The organism is Streptomyces sp. Rer75 (genome assembly GCF_013414305.1).
GTDB classification, from domain to species: domain Bacteria; phylum Actinomycetota; class Actinomycetes; order Streptomycetales; family Streptomycetaceae; genus Streptomyces; species Streptomyces himastatinicus.
Genome location: NZ_CP058693.1, coordinates 9,681,821 through 9,702,808, shown reverse-complemented (window position 1 = coordinate 9,702,808; position 20,988 = coordinate 9,681,821). Strand labels below are relative to the sequence as shown.

The following is a 20,988-nucleotide window of genomic DNA, read 5'->3' as shown; positions in this document are numbered from 1 at the left end:
GTCAGCGGGTGGAAGTGGGTGCACCGACAAATGGCGAGCAATGAAGAGAAGCTTCTCGACTATCTGAAGCGTGTGACGGCGGATCTGCGTCAGACACAACGCCGCCTGAAGGATGTCGAGTCGGCCGGGCACGAACCGGTCGCCATCGTGGGAATGGCGTGCCGGTTCCCCGGCGGAGTGCGCTCCCCGGAGGAGCTGTGGGAGCTGGTCGCCGCCGAGCGCGACGCCATCACGGAACTGCCCACGGACCGCAACTGGGACCTGGACGGCCTCTTCCACCCCGACCCGGAGCACCCGGGAACCAGCTACTGCCGCGAGGGCGGTTTCCTCGACGACCCCGCGGGATTCGACGCCGCGTTCTTCGGCATCAGCCCGCGCGAGGCCCTGGGCATGGCACCGCAGCAGCGGCTCGCCCTGGAGGCGTCGTGGGAGGCCATCGAGCACGCGGGCATCGATCCGGAATCGCTGCGGTCCAGCCCGACCGGCACCTTCATCGGCTGCGACCACCTCGACTACTGCACGGACGCCTCCCAGGTGCCCGAGGGCTCCGCCGGGTACTTCACCATCGGCAGCTCCGCGAGCGTGGTGTCCGGCCGGGTCGCCTACACCCTGGGCCTGGAGGGGGCCGCGGTCACGGTGGACACCGCGTGCTCCTCGGCGCTGGTCGCCATGCACCTCGCCTGCCAGGCGATCCGGCAGGGCGAATGCGATCTGGCGCTCGCCGGCGGAGTCGCCGTGATGTCCTCGACGGCTCCCTTCATCGGTTTCAGCGATCTGCGGGGGCTCGCCCCGGACGGCAGGTCCAAGGCGTTCTCGGCGAGCAGCGACGGCATGACCCTGTCCGAGGGCGTCGGCGTCCTGCTGCTGGAGCGGCTGTCGGACGCCCGGCGCAACGGCCACCGGGTGCTGGCGGTGATCCGGGGTACGGCGGTCAACCAGGACGGTGCCAGCAACGGTCTGACGGCGCCGAACGGGCCGTCGCAACAGCGGGTGATCCGTCAGGCCCTCGCCAACGCCCGCCTGACACCGTCCGAAGTGGACGCCGTCGAGGCGCACGGCACCGGGACGACGCTCGGCGACCCGATCGAGGCCCAGGCGCTGCTCGCCACGTACGGACAGGAGCGCCCGGAGGGCCGTCCGCTGTGGCTCGGCTCCATCAAGTCCAACATCGGGCACGCCCAGATGGCGGCGGGTGCCGCGGGTGTGATCAAGATGGTGATGGCGATGCGGCACGGGCTCCTGCCCGCCTCGCTGCACATCGACGAGCCGACCCCGCACGTGGACTGGAGCGCGGGGCAGCTGCGACTGCTGACCGAGGCGGCCGAGTGGCCGCGGGGTGAGCATCCACGCCGGGCGGGCGTGTCCTCGTTCGGCATCTCGGGTACGAACGCGCATCTGATCCTGGAGCAGGCACCGGACGCGCCGGAAGCCACCCCACCGGTCGCCGAGGCGGGCGGAGTCGGCGGGGTGGTGCCGTGGGTGGTGTCGGCACGGAGTACGGAGGCGCTGCGCGGCCAGGCGACGGCCCTGCTCGACCGGGTGACGACGGACGACGACACCTCTCCGGTCGAGGTGGGCTGGTCACTGCTCACGTCCCGCTCGCTCTTCGACCACCGCGCCGTCGTCATCGGCGAAAACCGGGAGGAACTGGCGGCGGGCTTGCAGGGCCTGGCCACCGGTGCGCCGCACCCGGCCGTAGTACATCCCGGAGCCGCTGCAAGCGTCTCGGGCCAGACGGTGTTCTTGTTCAGCGGTCAGGGCAGCCAACGTCCCGGCATGGGCGCGGAACTGTACGACCGCTTCCCCGTCTTCGCCGAAGCCTTCGACGAGGTCTGCACCCTCCTCGACCCCCACTTGGAGCAGCCGCTCCGGGATGTCGTCTTCAACCAGGATCCTGAGCAGGCGCGACTGCTGGACCACACCACCTACGCCCAAGCCGGACTCTTCGCCCTCCACATCGCCCTCGCACGGCTCCTGGCCTCCACCGGCATCACCCCGGACGCCGTCATCGGCCACTCCATCGGGGAGGTCGCCGCCGCCCATATCGCAGGCGTCTTCGACCTCCCCGACGCCTGCCGACTCGTCGCCGCCCGCGCCACCCTCATGGGCGGACTCCCCGAAGGCGGCGGCATGGCCACCATCGCCGCCACACCCGACGAACTCACCGAAGACCTCGCCGAACACGACGGCCACGTGACCATCGCCGCCCTGAACACACCCGGCAACACCGTCATCTCAGGCCCCGACGCCCTTGTCACACAGATCAGCACGGCCTGGGCCGAACGCGGCCGTAAAACGCGGCTGCTCACCGTCAGCCACGCCTTCCACTCCCCGCTGATGGACCCCATCCTCGAACCCTTCACCCAGGCCATCAGCGACCTGACCTACCACCCACCCACCATCCCCCTCATCAGCAACCTCACCGGACAACCCGCCGATGAGGAGATCGCCACTCCTGCGTACTGGGCCCAGCACATCCGTCAGCCCGTCCACTTCCACCCCGCCATCACCCACACCGCACCCGACACCGGTACGTACCTCGAACTCGGCCCGGACCCCGTCCTGACCACGGCCGTCCAACACACCCTCCATCACACTGAGCACCCCACCACCCCTCTCCTCACGGCCACCCTCACCCGCAAGCAACCCGAAGTCCGGGCGTTCGCCACCGCCTTGGCACGGCTCCAGACCGCCGGGGTCGACGTCGACTGGGCTCCTTGGTTCCCCACCGACCCGGCGCCGCGGCTTGTCACGTTGCCGACGTATGCCTTCCAGCACCAGCGGTTCTGGCTCGCCCCACCCGATGCCCGTACCAGCGGCGCCAGTGCGGGGGCGGACCCGGCCGAGGCACAGCTGTGGCACGCCATCGAAGAGCTGGACGTCGACGCCCTCACCAGCACGCTCCAGCTGGAGAAGAACAGCCCCGGCATCGACGCGCTCCTGCCCGCGCTCCCCGTCCTGTCGGCTTGGCGGCGGCAGCACCGCGAGCGGGCGGTCATCGACTCCTGGCGCTACCGGACCACCTGGCAGCAACTGCCCGACGCCACCGCCGCGTCCCTGGACGGCACCTGGCTCGTGGTCGTGCCCGTCGGCCAGGAGGACCACTCCGCGGTCCGGACCGTCGTCCAGGCGCTTCAGTCCCACGGTGCCGCCGCATCCGTCCACACGCTCCCTGCCGAGGGCCTGCGGCGCGATGCCCTCTCCGAGCAGCTGACCCAGTGGGCCGAGGATGAGCCGATCTCGGGTGTGCTCAGCCTGCTCGCCCTCGACACCGCGGCACACACCGAACACTCCGCCGTCCCCGTCGGACTCATCGGCACCGTCACACTGCTCCAGGCGCTCGGCGACACCGATATCACCGCTCCCCTGTGGTGCCTCACACAGGGCGCGGTCGCCACCAGCCGTACGGATCCGCTCCCCCACCCGGACCAGGCCCAGGTCTGGGGGCTGGGCCGGGTTGCCGCCCTCGAGCACCCGCAACGGTGGGGTGGGCTCATCGATATGCCCGCCACCGTGACCCACCACACCGCCGGTCGACTCGCCGCCCTGCTGGTCCCCGGACAGCCCGAGGACCAGGCCGCGATCCGCACCACCGGCACCTACGCCCGCCGCCTCGGCCACGCCGCTCCCGCATCGTCCGCGAACCCCGCTCCCTGGCGGCCGACCGGTACGACGCTCATCACCGGCGGCACCGGCGGGCTCGGCGCCCACATCGCACGCTGGCTGGCCCGCGAGGGCGCACCTCATCTCCATCTCATCAGCCGCTCCGGCCCCGACGCGCCGGGGGCTGACCAGCTCAGCGAAGAACTCGTCGCTCTGGGTGCCTCGGTCACCATCTCCGCGTGCGACGTCTCGAACCGCGCCGCGCTGCAACACCTCATCGACTACATTCCCGCCGAACACCCCCTGACCACCGTCATCCACACCGCCGGAACCATGGACCTCGGCCCGATCGCCGAGCTGGAGCCGGAACGGTTGCAGTACGTGCTGCACTCGAAGGCGCTGGCCGCCACGCATCTGCATGAGATCACCCGGGACCTGGGGCTCGACGCCTTCGTGCTCTTCTCGTCGAACGCCGCGACCTGGGGCAGCGGGCAGCAGGCCGCCTACGCCGCGGCGAACGCGTACCTCGACGCCCTCGCCGAACACCGCCGGGTCCATGGACTCCCCGCCACCAGCATCGCCTGGGGCCCGTGGAGCGAGGCGGGCATGGCCGCCGACGAGAACACGCTCGCTCATCTCAAGCGGCGCGGGCTCTCCCCGCTGACCACCGATCTGGCCATCAAGTCCCTGCACCACGCCCTGACGCACGACGACACCACCGTCACGGTGGCCGATGTCGACTGGGAGAGGTTCTCCAGCGCCTTCACCGCGCAGCGCCCGAGTCCATTCCTCACCCCCCTGATGGCGCGTACCGCGGAGGACACCACCGCCCCCGCCGCGCCTTCCGCCGCGGTGACTCCGCTGCGGCAGCAGCTCGCCGCCGCCACGTCGGACCAACAGCAGCAGCTCCTGGTGCGCCACATCCAGTCCCTCGCCGCCACCGTCCTCGGCCATGCGGGTCTCGACGCGGTTCCGCCCACGCAACCCTTCCAGGAACTTGGCTTCGACTCGCTCACCGCCGTCGAGCTGCGCAATCAGCTCGTCGCCACCACCGGTCTGGACCTCGCCCCCGCCCTCGTCTTCGACCATCCCACGCCGAGCGCGCTCGCCACGTATGTGCGCGCCGAACTCACCGGTCAGAAGGCCACTGCCGCCACTTATACGTCCTCCGTAGCCGCTGATGACGAGCCCATCGCGATCATCGGCATGGCCTGCCGCTACCCCGGCGGAGTGCGCTCCCCGGAGGAGCTGTGGAAGCTGGTCGCCGAGGGCCGGGACGCCGTCGCGGCGATGCCCACCGACCGGCACTGGGACCTGGACACGCTCTTCGATCCCGATCCGGAGCGCCTGGGCACCAGCTATGCGCGGGAGGGCGGCTTCCTGTACGACGCGGCCGCGTTCGACGCCGCGTTCTTCGGCATCAGCCCGCGCGAAGCGCTCGCCATGGACCCCCAACAGCGGCTGCTCCTCGAAACCGCATGGGAGACCTTCGAAAGCGCCGGACTCGACCGTGACACGCTCAGCGGCAGCAACACCGGTGTCTTCGCGGGTGGCACCTATCAGGGGTACGGCGCGGTCGGAAGCTCGTCGGCCCAGGAGGTCGAGGGCTATCTCCTCGCGGGCGGCACCCCGAGCGTGATGTCGGGGCGGGTGGCGTACACCTTCGGTCTGGAGGGACCGGCGGTGACGGTGGACACGGCGTGCTCGTCGTCGCTGGTGGCCATGCATCTGGCCGCCCAGGCGCTACGGCAGGGCGAATGCACCATCGCCCTGGCCGGCGGGGTCACCGTGATGGCCACGCCGACCACCTTCATCGAGTTCTCCCGTCAGCGCGGTCTGGCGGCCGACGGGCGCTGCAAGCCCTTCGCCTCGGCGGCCGATGGCACGGGCTGGGGCGAAGGAGCCGGACTTCTGCTGCTGGAGCGGCTGTCGGACGCCCGGCGCAACGGCCACCGGGTACTGGCGCTCGTACGGGGCTCGGCAGTCAACCAGGACGGCACCAGCAACGGCCTGACGGCGCCGAACGGGCCCTCCCAGCAACGAGTCATCGGCCAGGCACTCGCCAACGCCCGTCTCTCGCCCGCCGAGGTCGATGTGGTGGAGGGACATGGCACCGGTACGACGCTGGGCGACCCGATCGAGGCGCAGGCGCTGCTGGCCACGTACGGACAGGACCGGCCGGACGGGCGACCGCTGTGGCTCGGCTCCATCAAGTCCAACATCGGCCACACCCAGGCCGCCGCCGGTGTGGCCGGTGTGATCAAGATGGTCATGGCGATGCGGCACGGGCTCCTGCCCGCCTCGCTGCACATCGACGAGCCGAGTCCGAACGTGGACTGGACAGCTGGTGAGGTACGCCTGCTCACCGAGCCCGTCCGGTGGCCACAGGCCGAACGGCCGCGCCGCGCGGCTGTGTCGTCCTTCGGAATCAGCGGCACCAACGCCCACGTGATCGTGGAGCAGGCCCCGGACGCGCCGGAGGCCACCCCACCGGTCACCGAGGCGGGCGGAATCCTGCCATGGGTGGTGTCGGCACGGAGTACGGAGGCGCTGCGCGGTCAGGCGGCGGCCCTGCTCGACCGGGTGACGTCGGACGACGACACTTCGCCGATGGAGGTGGGCTGGTCGCTGCTGAAGACGCGCTCACTCTTCGACCACCGCGCCGTCATCGTTGGCGACAACCGGGAGGAGCTGGCGGAGGGGTTGCAGGCCCTGGCCACCGGTGCGCCGCACCCGGCGGTGGTGTGTCCCGGAGGCGCTGCGAGCGTCTCGGGCCAGACGGTGTTCTTGTTCAGCGGTCAGGGCAGCCAACGTCCCGGCATGGGCGCGGCGTTGTATGACCGGTTCCCCGTCTTCGCCGAAGCCTTCGACGAGGTCTGCACCCTCCTCGACCCCCACTTGGAGCAGCCGCTCCGGGATGTCGTCTTCAACCAGGATCCTGAGCAGGCGCGACTGCTGGATCACACCACCTACGCCCAAGCCGGACTCTTCGCCCTCCACATCGCCCTCGCACGGCTCCTGGCCTCCACCGGCATCCACCCGGACGCCGTGATCGGCCACTCCATCGGGGAGGTCGCCGCCGCCCATATCGCAGGCGTCTTCGACCTCCCCGACGCCTGCCGACTCGTCGCCGCCCGCGCCACCCTCATGGGTGGACTCCCCGAAGGCGGCGGCATGGCCACCATCGCCGCCACACCCGACGAACTCGCCGAAGACCTCGCCGAACACGACGGCCACGTTGGCATCGCCGCCCTGAACACACCCGGCAACACCGTCATCTCCGGACCCGCCGACCGCGTGGCCTCAATCGACGCCGCCTGGGCCGCCAAGGGGCGCAAGACCAAGGCCCTGGCCGTCAGCCATGCCTTCCACTCCCCGCTGATGGACCCCATCCTGGAGCCGTTCACCCAGGCCATCGCGGATCTGACGTATCACCGGCCCACCCTTCCACTGCTGAGCAACCTCACCGGGGAACCCGCCGACGAGCGCATCGCCACCCCCGAATACTGGGCCCAACACATCCGCCAACCCGTCCACTTCCACCCCGCCATCACCCACATCACCCCCGAAACAGGCGTCTTCCTGGAGCTGGGCCCGAACCCGGTCCTGGCCACCGCAACACAGCACACACTCAGCCACACCACCACAAACACCGACCGGCCCAACCCCCTGGTGACGGCCACCCTCACCCGCAAACAACCCGAAACCCACGCCTTCGCCACCGCCCTCGCACGACTCCACACCGCCGGGACCACCGTCGACTGGACGCCCTGGTACCCCGCTGTCCCGACGCCTCGCACCGTCGAACTCCCCACCTACGCCTTCCAACGCCAGCACTTCTGGCTCGCCTCCTCCGAGAGGGCCACGGCCGTCACAGAGACCGCGCAAGCCGACCGGGCGTTCTGGGAAGCCGTCGAGCGCGAGGATCTGGAATCTCTCGCCGCAACCCTCGACTCCCCTGCCGACCAACAGCCCATGCTGAGCGCCGTGCTGCCGACGCTGTCGGCCTGGCGGCGGCAGCATCGCGAGCAAGCGGTCATCGACTCGTGGCGGTATCGGACCACCTGGAAGCAGCTTCCCGCGCCCGTCGCGCCCGCCGCCCTCTCGGGTACCTGGCTGGTGCTCATCCCGTCCGACCGGGCCGACCACCCCGCCGTGGCGACCGTCGTACACGCGCTCACCACGCACGGCGCCACTCCCCTCCCCCACGCTCTCGACGTCCGAGATGTTCATCGCGGCGAATTGGTGGAAGAACTCACCCGGCTCGCCGTCGACGACGAGCCGACCGGGATCGTGAGCCTGCTCGCGCTCGTCCAGGAGCCGCATCCCGCCTACGCCGCGGTTCCCGCCGGGCTCGTCGCCACCACCGCCCTCGTCCAGGCCCTCGGTGACGCCGAGGTCGGCGCGCCCCTGTGGTGCCTCACCCAGGGTGCCGTCGCCATCCATCCCGCCGATCCGCTCCCCAGCCCTCGCCAGGCGCAGACCTGGGGCCTCGGCCGAGCGGCCGCGCTGGAACACTCACGTCGCTGGGGTGGCCTGATCGACCTTCCGACCGTCATCGATCACCACACCGCCGACCGTCTCGCCGCGCTTCTCGCGCCCGGGCAGCCCGAGGACCAGGCCGCGATCCGCACCACCGGCACGTACGCACGCCGTCTCGGCCGCGCTCCCCTGCCGCCCGCGAACCGCCTTCCGTGGCAGCCGACCGGTACGACGCTCATCACCGGCGGCACCGGCGGACTCGGCGCCCACCTCGCACGCTGGCTCGCCCGCAACGGCGCACCCCACCTCCACCTCACCAGCCGCACCGGACCCGACGCCCCCGGCGCCACCGAACTCACCCAAGAACTCACCGACCTCGGCACCACCGTCACCATCACCGCCTGCGACGTCTCCGACCGCACCGCCCTCCACCACCTCATCCACACCATCCCCACCACCCACCCCCTCACCACCGTCATCCACGCCGCCGGTGCTTCCGACACCGAGCTGATCGCCGATCTCCCGCCGGAGCGCCTCCAGCATGTGCTGGAGTCCAAGGCCCTCGGTGCCGCGCATCTGCACGAACTCACGAGGGAACTCGACCTCAGCGCGTTCGTCCTCTTCTCCTCCGGTGCGGCCTCCTGGGGCGGCAGTCGACAGGCCGCCTACGCCGCCGCCAACACCTACCTCGACGCCCTCGCCGAACACCGCCGTAGCCAGGGACTCCCCGCCACCAGCATCGCCTGGGGCCCCTGGAGCGATGCGGGCATGGCCGCCGACGAGACGGCGCTCTCCTTCTACGGGCGGCGGGGGCTGTCGCCGCTCAGCCCCGATCTCGCGGTTGCGGCGCTCCACCACGCGGTCAACCACCGCGACACGACCGTCACCATCGCGGACATCGACTGGGAGAAGTTCCCCGCCACTTTTACGGCACAACGGCCGAGTCCGTTGCTCTCCGACCTCATCGGGCCCGCCGTCCACCCGGCGGACGGTCGCCACGCTCCGTCCGCCGTCACACCGCTGCGCCAGCAGCTCGATTCCAGCAACCCCGCCGAGCAGCATCAGCTGCTCCTCCACCAGATCCGGTCCCTGGCGGCCGCGATCCTGGGCCACTCCGGGCCCGATGCCATTCCCCCCACCCAGCCATTCCAGGAGCTGGGGTTCGACTCCCTCACCGCCGTCGAACTCCGTAACCAGCTCGCCACCCTCACGGGCATCGACCTCCCACCCTCCCTCATCTTCGACCACCCCACACCGCACGCCCTCGCGACCCATCTGTGTGCCGACATCACAGGGCAGCAGACGGCTGTCGCCGCCCACGTGCCCACCGCGGCCGCGCTCGCCGAGCCCATCGCGATCGTCGGAATGGCCTGCCGCTATCCCGGTGGCGCGCGGAATCCGAAGGATCTGTGGGACCTGGTCGTCGCACACCACGACGCCATCACGGAGATGCCCACCGACCGGCACTGGGACCTCAACGCGCTCTTCCACCCCGACCCTGACCACTCGGGTACGAGTTATGTCCGCGAGGGTGGCTTTGTCCATGACGCGCCCGCGTTCGACGCGACGTTCTTCGGCATCAGCCCGCGCGAAGCGCTCGCCATGGACCCCCAACAGCGCCTGCTCCTCGAAACCGCGTGGGAGACCTTCGAAAACGCGGGACTCGACCGAGACGCACTGAGCGGCAGCAACACCGGCGTCTTCGCCGGAGTGACCTCCCAGGACTATCTGTCGCTCACCGGCGATACGGCAAGCGATGTCGAAGGTTACGTCGCCACGGGGAACATCGGCAGCGTGGTGTCCGGCCGGGTGGCCTACTCGTTCGGCCTGGAAGGGCCCGCGGTCACGGTCGACACGGCCTGTTCGTCGTCGCTGGTGGCCATGCATCTGGCCGCCCAGGCGCTACGGCAGGGCGAATGCACCCTCGCCCTGGCCGGCGGGGTCACCGTGATGGCCACCCCGGGCGCGTTCGTCGAGTTCTCCCGCCAGCGCGGTCTGGCCCCCGATGCCCGGTGCAAGCCGTTCGCCGCGGCCGCCGACGGCATGGTGTGGGGCGAGGGCGTGGGCCTCGTCCTGCTGGAGCGGCTGTCGGACGCGCGTCGCAACGGCCACCGGGTACTGGCGCTCGTACGGGGCTCGGCGGTCAACCAGGACGGCACGAGCAACGGGCTGACGGCGCCGAACGGGCCCTCCCAGCAGCGAGTCATCCGGCAGGCTCTCGCCAACGCCCGCCTGACGCCCTCCGAGGTGGATGCCGTCGAGGCGCACGGCACCGGGACGACGCTCGGCGACCCGATCGAGGCCCAGGCGCTGCTGGCCACGTACGGACAAGACCGGCCGCACGATCGGCCACTGTGGCTCGGCTCCATCAAGTCCAACATCGGCCACACCCAGGCCGCCGCGGGCGTCGCCGGTGTGATCAAGATGGTGATGGCGATGCGACACGGGCTCCTGCCCGCCTCGCTGCACATCGACGAGCCGACGCCCAACGTGAACTGGTCCGAGGGTGACGTACGGCTGCTCACCGAGCCCGTCCCATGGCCAGAGGGTGAACAGCCGCGCCGGGTGGGCGTGTCGTCGTTCGGCATCAGCGGCACCAACGCCCATCTGATCCTGGAGCAAGCTCCCCATTCGGTGACGCCGGTTCCCACCGTCGGCGGTGTCGTGCCGTGGCTGGTGTCCGCACATAGCGCAGAGGCCCTGCGGGGGCAGGCGTCGGTCCTGGCCGAGCACGTCTGCGCCGAGGACGACGCGACGCCGGTGGAGGTGGGCTGGTCACTGCTCACGTCCCGCTCGCTCTTCGACCACCGCGCCGTCATCGTTGGCGAAAACCGGGATGAGATGGCGGAGGGGTTGCAGGCCCTGGCCACCGGTGCGCCGCACCCGGCCGTGGTACATCCCGGAGCCGCTGCGAGCGTCTCGGGCCAGACGGTGTTCTTGTTCAGCGGTCAGGGCAGCCAACGTCCCGGCATGGGCGCGGCGTTGTATGACCGGTTCCCCGTCTTCGCCGAAGCCTTCGACGAGGTCTGCACCCTCCTCGACCCCCACTTGGACCAGCCGCTCCGCCACGTCGTCTTCAGCCGGGAGCCGGAGCAGGCGGAGCTGCTGGATCACACCACCTACGCCCAAGCCGGGCTCTTCGCCCTCCACATCGCCCTCGCACGGCTCCTGGCCTCCACCGGCATCACCCCGGACGCCGTCATCGGCCACTCCATCGGGGAGGTCGCCGCCGCCCATATCGCAGGCGTCTTCGACCTCCCCGACGCCTGCCGACTCGTCGCCGCCCGCGCCACCCTCATGGGCGGACTCCCCGAAGGCGGCGGCATGGCCACCATCGCCGCCACACCCGACGAACTCACCGAAGACCTCGCCGAACACGACGGCCACGTGACCATCGCCGCCCTGAACACACCCGGCAACACCGTCATCTCAGGCCCCGACGCCCTTGTCACACAGATCAGCACGGCCTGGGCCGAACGCGGCCGTAAAACGCGGCTGCTCACCGTCAGCCACGCCTTCCACTCCCCCCTGATGGACCCCATCCTGGAGCCCTTCACCCAGGCCATCACGGACCTGACGTACCACCAGCCCACCGTTCCGCTACTGAGCAACCTCACCGGCGAAGCCGCCGACGAGCGCATCACCACCCCCGAATACTGGGCCCAACACATCCGCCAACCCGTCCACTTCCACCCCGCCATCACCCACATCGCCCCCGAGACAGGCGTCTTCCTGGAGCTGGGCCCGGACCCGGTCCTGGCCACCGCAACACAGCACACACTCAGCCACACCACCACAGACACCGACCGACCCAACCCCGTCGTGGCAGCCACCCTCAGCCACAAACAACCCGAAACCCACGCCTTCGCCAACGCCCTCGCACGACTCCACACCGCCGGGACCACCGTCGACTGGGCACCCTGGTACCCCGCCAGCCCAGCCCCACGCACCGTCGAACTCCCCACCTACGCCTTCCAACACCAGCGATTCTGGCTCGCCCCGCCCACTCGCCGTCCCGACGGCCGCGACGCGCAGCGTGACCCGGCCGAGGCACAGCTGTGGGGTGCCATCGAAGCGCAGGATGTGGACGCCCTCACCAGCACGCTGCGCCTGGAGAAGAACAGCCCCGACATCGATGCCCTGCTCCCCGCCCTCCCTCTTCTCTCGGCCTGGCGGCGACGGCACCGGGAGCACTCCACCATCGACTCGTGGCGCTATCGGATCGCATGGGACCACCTGCCCGAGGCGGTCGCCACCCCTGCCCTCAACGGCACCTGGCTGCTGCTCGTCCCATCCGGCCTGGCCGAGCACCCGGTCGTCCAGGCCGCCGCGCAGGCGCTCGATGCCCACGGTGCGGCGCGCGAGACACTCACCGTCGACACTGCCACCGCCCATCGCGGGGCCCTCGTCCAGCAGCTCGCGGGTGCCGTCGGCGTACGTACCGCACCGGTCGGTGTGCTGAGCCTCCTCGCCCTCGAGGAGAGCCACCACCCGTACCACCAAGCCGTTCCCGCGGGGCTGGCCGCGACCATGGCCCTCGTCCAGGCCCTCGATGAACTCGGGTGGCCCGCAGCCCTGTGGTGCCTCACCCAGGGCGCCGTGGCGGCCGTCCCCTCTGATGCGCTCCCTCATCCGCACCAGGCACAGATCTGGGGGTTCGGCCGGGTTGCCGCACTGGAACACCCCCAGCTCTGGGGTGGCCTGATCGATCTGCCCGACACCATCGATGCCCGCACTCCCGGCCGCATCGCCGGGTTGCTCACGGCCGGGCAGCCCGAGGACCAGGTGGCGATCCGTTCGGCCGTCCTGGGCCGCCGTCTTGAGCACGCGCCCGCCACCGACGCCCTGGCAGTCCCCTGGCAGCCAACCGGCACCACGCTCATCACCGGCGGCACCGGCGGACTCGGCGCCCACCTCGCACGCTGGCTCGCCCGCAACGGCGCACCCCACCTCCACCTCACCAGCCGCACCGGACCCGACGCCCCCGGCGCCACCGAACTCACCCAAGAACTCACCGACCTCGGCACCACCGTCACCGTCACCGCCTGCGACGTCTCCGACCGCACCGCCCTCCACCACCTCATCCACACCATCCCCGCCGACCGCCCCCTCACCACCGTCATCCACGCCGCGGGCATCGCGGAGAACGCATCGCTCGCGGAGATCGACCTCACCCACATCAACGAGGTCCTTCAGCCCAAGGCGCTCGCCGCCACCCATCTCCATGAGCTGACCAAGGACCACGACCTCAGCGCCTTTGTCCTCTTCTCCTCCGGTGCGGCCTCCTGGGGCGGCAGTCGACAGGCCGCCTACGCCGCCGCCAACACCTACCTCGACGCCCTCGCCGAACACCGCCGCCTCCAAGGGCTCCCCGCCACCAGCATCGCCTGGGCGCCCTGGGGCGATGCGGGCATGGCCGCCGACGAGGCCGTCATCGACTACTACAACCGGCGCGGGATGAATCCGCTCGCCCCGGATCTCGCCGTCGCCTCCCTTCAGCACGCCCTCGACCACGACGACATCACCGTCACCGTCGCGGATATCGACTGGGAAAAGTTCCCCGTGAGCTTTACGGCGCAACGGCCGAGTCCGCTCCTCACCCGCCTCATGCCCGCCCCGTCGTCCGGCGCCGACACCCCGGATTCGACCGCGGCCATCAGCTCGCTCCAGCAACAACTGGCCGGCAGCACACCCGCCCAGCAGCATCAGCTCCTCCTCCACCACCTGCAAACGCACGCGGCCGCAATCCTCGGCTATCCCAGCACGGACGCCATTCCCCCCGCCCAGCCATTCCAGGAGCTGGGGTTCGATTCCCTCACCGCCGTCGAATTCGGTAACCGGCTCACCGCCACCACCGGTATCGATCTGCCGCCCACTCTCATCTTCGATCACCCCACGACCAACCAGCTGGCGGACTACCTGCGCGAGCGACTTGTCGACACGGATGTGACCTCCGAGGGGCGGCTGCTGTCGGACCTCGACACATGGGATTCGGTGTCGGAGCCGTCCGCCGTGGACGAGGCGGCCCGTCGCCGCATCACCGGCCGACTGCGGCTGCTGCTGGCCAAGTGGAGCGATACGGAACACGAAACGGACCGTTCCACGGCTCATAGCGAGCTTGAGACAGCAACAGCGGAAGACATTTTCGACCTCATTTCCGATGAGTTCGGAAAGTCGTGAGCCCCATGCCCTCCACCCGCCGCGCCGCGCCAAGGAGCTTGCGCTAGATGTCCAACGAAGAGAAGCTTCTCGATCACCTCAAGTGGGTCACGGCCGAATTGCGCCAGACCCGCCAGCGTCTGCGCGAGGTCGATTCCGCCGAGCCGGAGCCGGTCGCCATCGTGGGAATGGCGTGCCGCTATCCGGGCGGGGTGCGCTCGCCCGAGGAACTCTGGCAGCTGGTGGCGCGGGGCGGTGACGCCGTCTCCGCGTTTCCGACCGACCGCGGCTGGGGACTCGACGAACTCTTCGATCCGGACCCCGAGCAATACGGCACGTCCTATGTGGACCAGGGCGGATTCTGTTACGACGCGACCGCATTCGACGCGGCCTTCTTCGACATCAGCCCGCGTGAGGCGCTGGCCATGGACCCCCAGCAGCGGCTGCTCCTGGAAACGGCGTGGGAGGCGTTCGAACGGGCGGGGTTCCGTCGCGACACCTTGAGCGGCAGCAACACCGGTGTGTTCGCCGGGATCGGTTCGCACGACTATCTGTCGGTCATCGGGAACATCACCAGCGAGGTGGAGGGCTACGTCGGGGCCGGAAACCTCGGCAGTGTGCTGTCGGGCCGGGTGGCGTACTCACTGGGTCTGGAGGGGCCCGCGGTCACGGTGGACACGGCGTGTTCGTCGTCGCTGGTGGCCATTCATCTGGCCTGTCAGGCGCTGCGCCAGGGCGAATGCGATCTGGCGCTGGCGGGTGGCGTTGCGGTGATGGCCACCCCGGGGGCGTTCATCGAGTTCTCCCGGCAGCGCGGTATGGCCCCCGACGGCCGGTGCAAGCCCTTCGCCGCCGCGGCCGACGGCACCGGATGGGGCGAGGGCGCCGGGCTCGTCGTCCTGGAGCGCCTCGGTGAGGCGCGGCGCCGCCACCACCGGGTGCTGGCGGTGATCCGTGGTTCGGCCGTCAACCAGGACGGCGCGAGCAACGGGCTGACCGCGCCGAACGGGCCCTCGCAGCAGCGGGTGATCCGGCAGGCGCTCGCCAACGCCCACCTGTCCACCGCCGAGGTGGACGCGGTGGAGGGACATGGCACGGGGACGACGCTGGGCGACCCGATCGAGGCGCAGGCGCTGCTGGCCACGTACGGGCAGGGGAGGGCGGAGGACCGGCCGTTGTGGCTGGGCTCCATCAAGTCGAACCTGGGACACACCCAGGCCGCCGCGGGTGCGGCCAGTGTCATCAAGATGGTGATGGCGATGCGGCACGAGCTGCTGCCCGCCTCGCTGCACATCGACGAACCGACCCCGCACGCGGACTGGGCCTCGGGGGGCGTACGGCTGCTGACCGAGCCCGTCCGGTGGTCCCGGGAAGAACGCCCGCGCAGGGCCGGAGTGTCCGCGTTCGGCATCTCGGGGACGAACGCCCATCTGATCCTGGAGCAGGCCCCCGAGGAGGCGGAAGACACCGCGGCGCGACCGGCCCCCGGTGGCATCGGTGTGGTGCCGTGGGTGGTGTCGGCGCGGAGCGTTCAGGCGTTACGGGGGCAGGCGCGGGCGCTGGCCGAGCGGGTGGCCGCCGACGCGGACGTATCGCCCGCCGAGGTGGGCTGGTCGCTCATCAGCACGCGGTCGGTGTTCGACCACCGCGCGGTGGTCGTGGGCGAGAGCCGCGACGAGCTGACGGCGGGGCTCACGGCGCTGGCCGCCGGGGACTCGCACCCGGCCGTGGTCGAGCCGGTGGGGGCGATGTCCGCCCAGGCCACCGCTGCCTCGGGGGTGGGCCCGGTGCTGGTGTTTCCCGGGCAGGGTTCGCAGTGGGCCGGAATGGGCGCCGCGCTGCTGGACGACTCCCCCGTATTCGCCGCCCGCGTCGCCGAGTGCGAACACGCCCTGACCCCCTACGTGGACTGGTCCCTCACCGACGTCCTGCGCGGCCACCCCGACGCCGCCGACCTCGGCCGCGTCGACGTCGTACAGCCCGTCCTGTGGGCCGTCATGGTGTCACTGGCCGCCGTGTGGGACGACTACGGCGTCACCCCGGCCGCCGTCGTCGGGCACAGCCAAGGCGAGATCGCAGCCGCCGTGGTGGCCGGTGCGCTGTCGCTGGACGAAGGCGCCCGAATCGTCGCGCTCCGCAGCCAGGCACTGCGCAAACTCGCGGGCGGCGGCGCCATGGCGTCCCTCGGCATGAGCCAGGAGCAGGCCGAACGCTTCCTGACCGGCTGGGGCGAGCACGCCGAGCGGGTCGGCGTGGCCGCCGTCAACGGGCCCGGATCCGTCGTCGTGTCCGGTCCCCCCGACCAGGTCACTCACGCGGTCACGGCATGCCAGGAGGCCGGTGGCCGGGCCCGGCTCATCGACGTCGACTACGCCTCCCACGGCCCCCAGATCGACGAAATCGCCGACGAACTGACCACCCTCCTGGCAGGTATCGAACCGGCCCAGGCAGAGGCGGCGTTCTACTCCACCGTCACCGGCGGCCGGATCGATACGAGCGGTCTGGACACCGCGTACTGGGTGACGAACCTGCGCGAGCGGGTGCGCTTCGCCGATGCCGTGCGGGCCCTGCTGGACGACGGCCACCGCGTGTTCATCGAGGCCAGCACCCACCCCGTACTCACCGTCGGCATGCAGGAGACGTTCGAGGAAGCGGGCGTCCAGGCCGCCACCGTCCCCACCCTGCGCCGCGACCATGGTGGCCACGCCCAGCTGATCCGCGCGATCGCCCAGGCCTTCACGGCGGGGATCGAGGTGGACTGGTCCCGCCGGTTCCCCACCGATCCGGCGCCCCGCGTCATCGACCTGCCGACGTACGCCTTCCAACGCGAGCGCTACTGGCTCGACCGCCGTGGCGGGCCGAGTGGCGATCCCGCCGAACTGGGGCTGATGTCCGCCGGGCATCCGCTGCTCGGCGCCGCCGTGGAGGTGGCCGAGGGTGGCACGCATCTGCTGACGGGGCGGCTGTCCCCGCAGACCCACCCCTGGCTGAACGACCACCGGGTGCTGGACACCGTGCTGCTGCCCGGGACCGCCTTCGCCGAACTCGCCCTGCACGCCGCCGCCCGGACCGGCTGTGACCAGGTGTCCGAGCTGACGCTGGCCGCGCCCCTGGTCGTGCCGGACGGCGAGGCGGTGGATGTCCAGGTCGTCGTCGGCGCCCCCGGCCCCGGCGGTGAGCGCTCCCTCACCATCCACTCCCGTCCCGCCGCCGAGAGCGGTGACACGGCGTGGACGCGGCACGCCACCGGTGCGCTCGCTCCCTCAACCGCGGTCACGCCCCTCGCGCTCGACGGCGCGTGGCCGCCGCCGGGCGCCACACCGCTGCCCGTACGGGACTTCTACGCCCGGCTCGCCGACCACGGCTACGCCTACGGCCCGTCGTTCCAGGGGCTCACCGCCGCATGGCGGCTGGACGACCACCTGTACGCCGAAGTGGCGCTGCCCGAGGGCGAACGCGCCTCCGCCACCGGGTACGGCATCCACCCGGCACTGCTCGACGCCGCCCTCCACACCCGCGCCCTCGACGTCGCCCCCGATTCCGAGGAGGCGCAGCGGGTCCTGCTCCCCTTCGCCTGGACCGGTCTGCGGCTGTGTGCCACCGGTGCCGACGCCCTGCGGGTGCGCATCACCCCCACCGCGGCGGACCGGCTGGCTCTCCAGGTCTGCGATCCGGTCGGCGCACCGGTGGTGACCGTGGACGATCTGATCCTGCGGCCCGTGCCGGAAGACGCCCGGCTGGGCCGGGCCCGGTCCGCGAGCCGCAACGCGCTGTTCCAACTCAGCTGGGCGCCGATGCCCCTGCCCGAGGGCGGGACCGAGGGTGGCCCGGCGCTCCGTACGGCCGTCCTCGGGGCCGCCGCGGAACCGCTGGTCGCCGCCCTGCCCGACGCCGCTCGTCATCCCGGGCTCGATGCCGTCCGGGCGGCCGTGGCGGATGGCGCGCCGGCGCCCGACGTCGTGTTCGCCATCGTCACCACTCCCCCGGACGCCGATCCGGTCGAGCACACGCATCGCATCGGCACGGACGTGCTCTCGCTGCTCCAGGACTTCCTCGTCGCACCCGAGTTCACCGGCTCCCGGCTGGCCGTCGTCACACGGCGCGCGGTGGCTACCCACGGCCATGACGACATCCATGACCTGCCCGCCTCCGCCGCCTGGGGTCTGGTGCGCAGCGCCCAGTCGGAGAACCCCGGCCGGGTGCTGCTGCTCGACCTGGATGAGCATGATCTTTCGCCGCGGGCGGTGGCGGGCGCGGTCGACTCGGGCGAGCCGCAGATCGCGCTCCGCGCCGGGCAGGCGTACGTGGCGCGGCTCGCCCATGACGACGCCGCCAGGCGGCTCACCCCGCCCGATGGCCCGGCGGCGTGGCGGCTGGGCCTCACCGGACACGGCAGTCTGGATCATCTCGCCCTGGTCGACTGCCCGGACAACACACGCCCGCTGGGCCCCGGCGAGGTGCGGGTGGCGCTGCACGCGGGCGGGGTGAACTTCCATGACGTCGTGGTGGCGCTGGGCATGGTGGAGGACCCCCGGCCGCTCGGTGGCGACGGCGCGGGCGTGGTGGTCGAAGTGGGCCCGGACACCGGCCGGTTCGCCGTGGGTGACCGGGTGATGGGCCTGTTCAACGGCACCGGGCCGCTGGTCGTCACCGACAGCCGGCTCATCACGCAGATGCCGGACGGCTGGTCGTACGCGCAGGCGGCGACCATCCCGTCGGCCTTCCTCACCGCGTACTACGGGCTGGCCGATCTCGCGGGACTGCGCTCCGGGGAGAAGCTGTTGCTGCACGCGGCCACGGGCGGGGTCGGGCTGGCGGCCGTGCAGCTGGCCCGGCACTGGGGAGCCGAGGTGTACGCCACCGCGAGCCCCGGCAAGTGGCATGCGCTGCGGGCCCGTGGTTTCGACGACCGCCACATCGCCTCCTCCCGCGCGCTCGACTTCGAGGACCGTGTCCGCGAGGTCGCCGGGTCCGTCGACGTGGTGCTCAATGCGCTGGCGGGTGACTTCGTGGACGCCTCGCTGCGCCTGCTGGCGCCCGGCGGTCGCTTCATCGACATGGCCAGGACCGACATCCGTGACCCCGCCCAGGTCGGCGCCGAGCACGCCGGGGTCGTCTACCGTGCGTTCGACCTCGTCGGCGGTGCCGGTCCGGACCGTATCCAGCAGATGCTGGCCGAGCTGTCGGCGCTGTTCGAGGACGGAACACTGGATCCCCTGCCCACCACGGTGTGGGACATCCGCCGGGCTCCCGAGGCGTTCCGCCACTTCAGCCAGGCACGCCACATCGGCAAGATCGTCCTGACGATTCCCCAGCCCCTCGACCCGGAGGGCACCGTCCTGATCACCGGTGGCACCGGCACCCTGGGGGCCGCCACCGCCCGCCATCTGGTGGCCCGCCACGGCGTACGGAGGCTGCTGCTGGTCAGCCGCCGGGGGCTGGACGCGCCGGGGGCTCCCGAACTGGCGGCGGAGCTGGGTGAACTGGGCGCGCAGGTCACCGTGGCCGGGTGTGACACCGCGGACCGGGCGGCCCTCGCCAAGCTGCTGGAGTCCCTTCCCGAGCGCCATCGACTCACCGCGGTGGTCCATGCCGCCGGGTTGCTGCGCGATGCCACGATCGAGGCGCTGACACCCGCCCAGGTCGATGACGTCCTGCGGGCGAAGGCGGACGCGGCGTGGAATCTGCACGAGCTGACCCGGAACCTGGGGCTTTCGGCGTTCGTGCTGTTCTCCGCCGCCGCCGGGCTGCTCGGCGCCGCGGGGCAGGGCAACTATGCGGCCGCCAACGCCTTCCTGGACGCCCTGGCCCAGCACCGCCATGCTCAGGGCCTGCCCGCGACCTCCCTGGCCTGGGGCTATTGGGAGCAGGCGACCGGGATGACCGGGGACATGACCGACGCCGACCGGGCCCGGCTGGCGCGGGCGGGCATCGTGGGGCTGGAGACCGAGCAGGGGCTCGCGCTGCTCGACATCGCCCTCGCCAGTGGCCTGCCCACGCTGGCGCCCATCCGTCTGGATCTGGCCGCCCTGCGCCGCCAGGCCCGGGACACCGAACCACCGGCCCTCTTCCGCACCCTCGTGCGCGGCGGCACGTCGCCGGCCGCCGCCAAAGCGGCCGGGGTGTCCGCCGCGGACCCGGCGCAGTCGCTCGCGGCGCTCTCCGAGGAGGACCGCCAGCAGGCGCTCCTCAGGCTGGTGCGCGGCCATACGGCGACCGTGCTGGGCCACGACGCGGCGGAGTCCATCCACCCCTCGCAGAACTTCCGGGAACTCGGCTTCGACTCCCTGACCGCGGTCGAGCTGCGGAACCGGCTCAGTGCCGCCACCGGGCTGCGGCTGCCCGCCACTCTGGTGTTCGACCACCCCACGCCCTCCGCGGTCGTCCGGCTCCTGGCCGAGCTGCTGACCCCGGCCGGGGCCGCCCGAACCGGCTCCCTTCTCGCCGATCTGGACGCCATCGGCGCGGCCCTGGGCACGGTGGCCGACGACCCGACGCAGCGGACGCGGATCGCCGGGCGGCTGCGGGAGCTGCTGCGCAGGGTGGACGGGCCGCTGGAGGGCGACGCCGGGGAGGAGCCCGCCGAGGACGATCTGGAGTCGGCCACCGACGAGGAGCTGTTCCACGTGCTCGACGGCGAACTGAACGCCCCCTTCGACGACAGTCTCCGCTGACCTTCCCGCCTTCCGACGAATGCCTTCCGACGAATGCCTTCCGATGAATCCAGACGGCCGTGACGATCGG

At 71.4% G+C, this 20,988-nt stretch carries 2 protein-coding genes; both read left to right on the top strand.

The genetic code is table 11. The annotated features are described in order from the left end of the window. Window positions 1–30 precede the first annotated feature (30 nt). Complete coding sequence (locus HYQ63_RS40900; protein WP_179939097.1) at window positions 31–14,265, top strand: type I polyketide synthase; 14,235 nt, start codon at window positions 31–33, stop codon at window positions 14,263–14,265. Window positions 14,266–14,312: 47 nt separating this feature from the next. Further along, window positions 14,313–20,918: a type I polyketide synthase gene (locus HYQ63_RS40895; RefSeq protein ID WP_179939096.1), complete on the top strand. Its 6,606-nt coding sequence runs from the start codon at window positions 14,313–14,315 to the stop codon at window positions 20,916–20,918. Window positions 20,919–20,988 lie beyond the last annotated feature (70 nt).

What these genes read in the sequence shown, in the direction of transcription:
- HYQ63_RS40895 (WP_179939096.1), top strand. Translation starts at nt 14,313, where the DNA reads ATGTCCAACGAAGAGAAGCTTCTCGATCACCTCAAGTGGGTCACGGCC.
- HYQ63_RS40900 (WP_179939097.1), top strand. Translation starts at nt 31, where the DNA reads ATGGCGAGCAATGAAGAGAAGCTTCTCGACTATCTGAAGCGTGTGACG.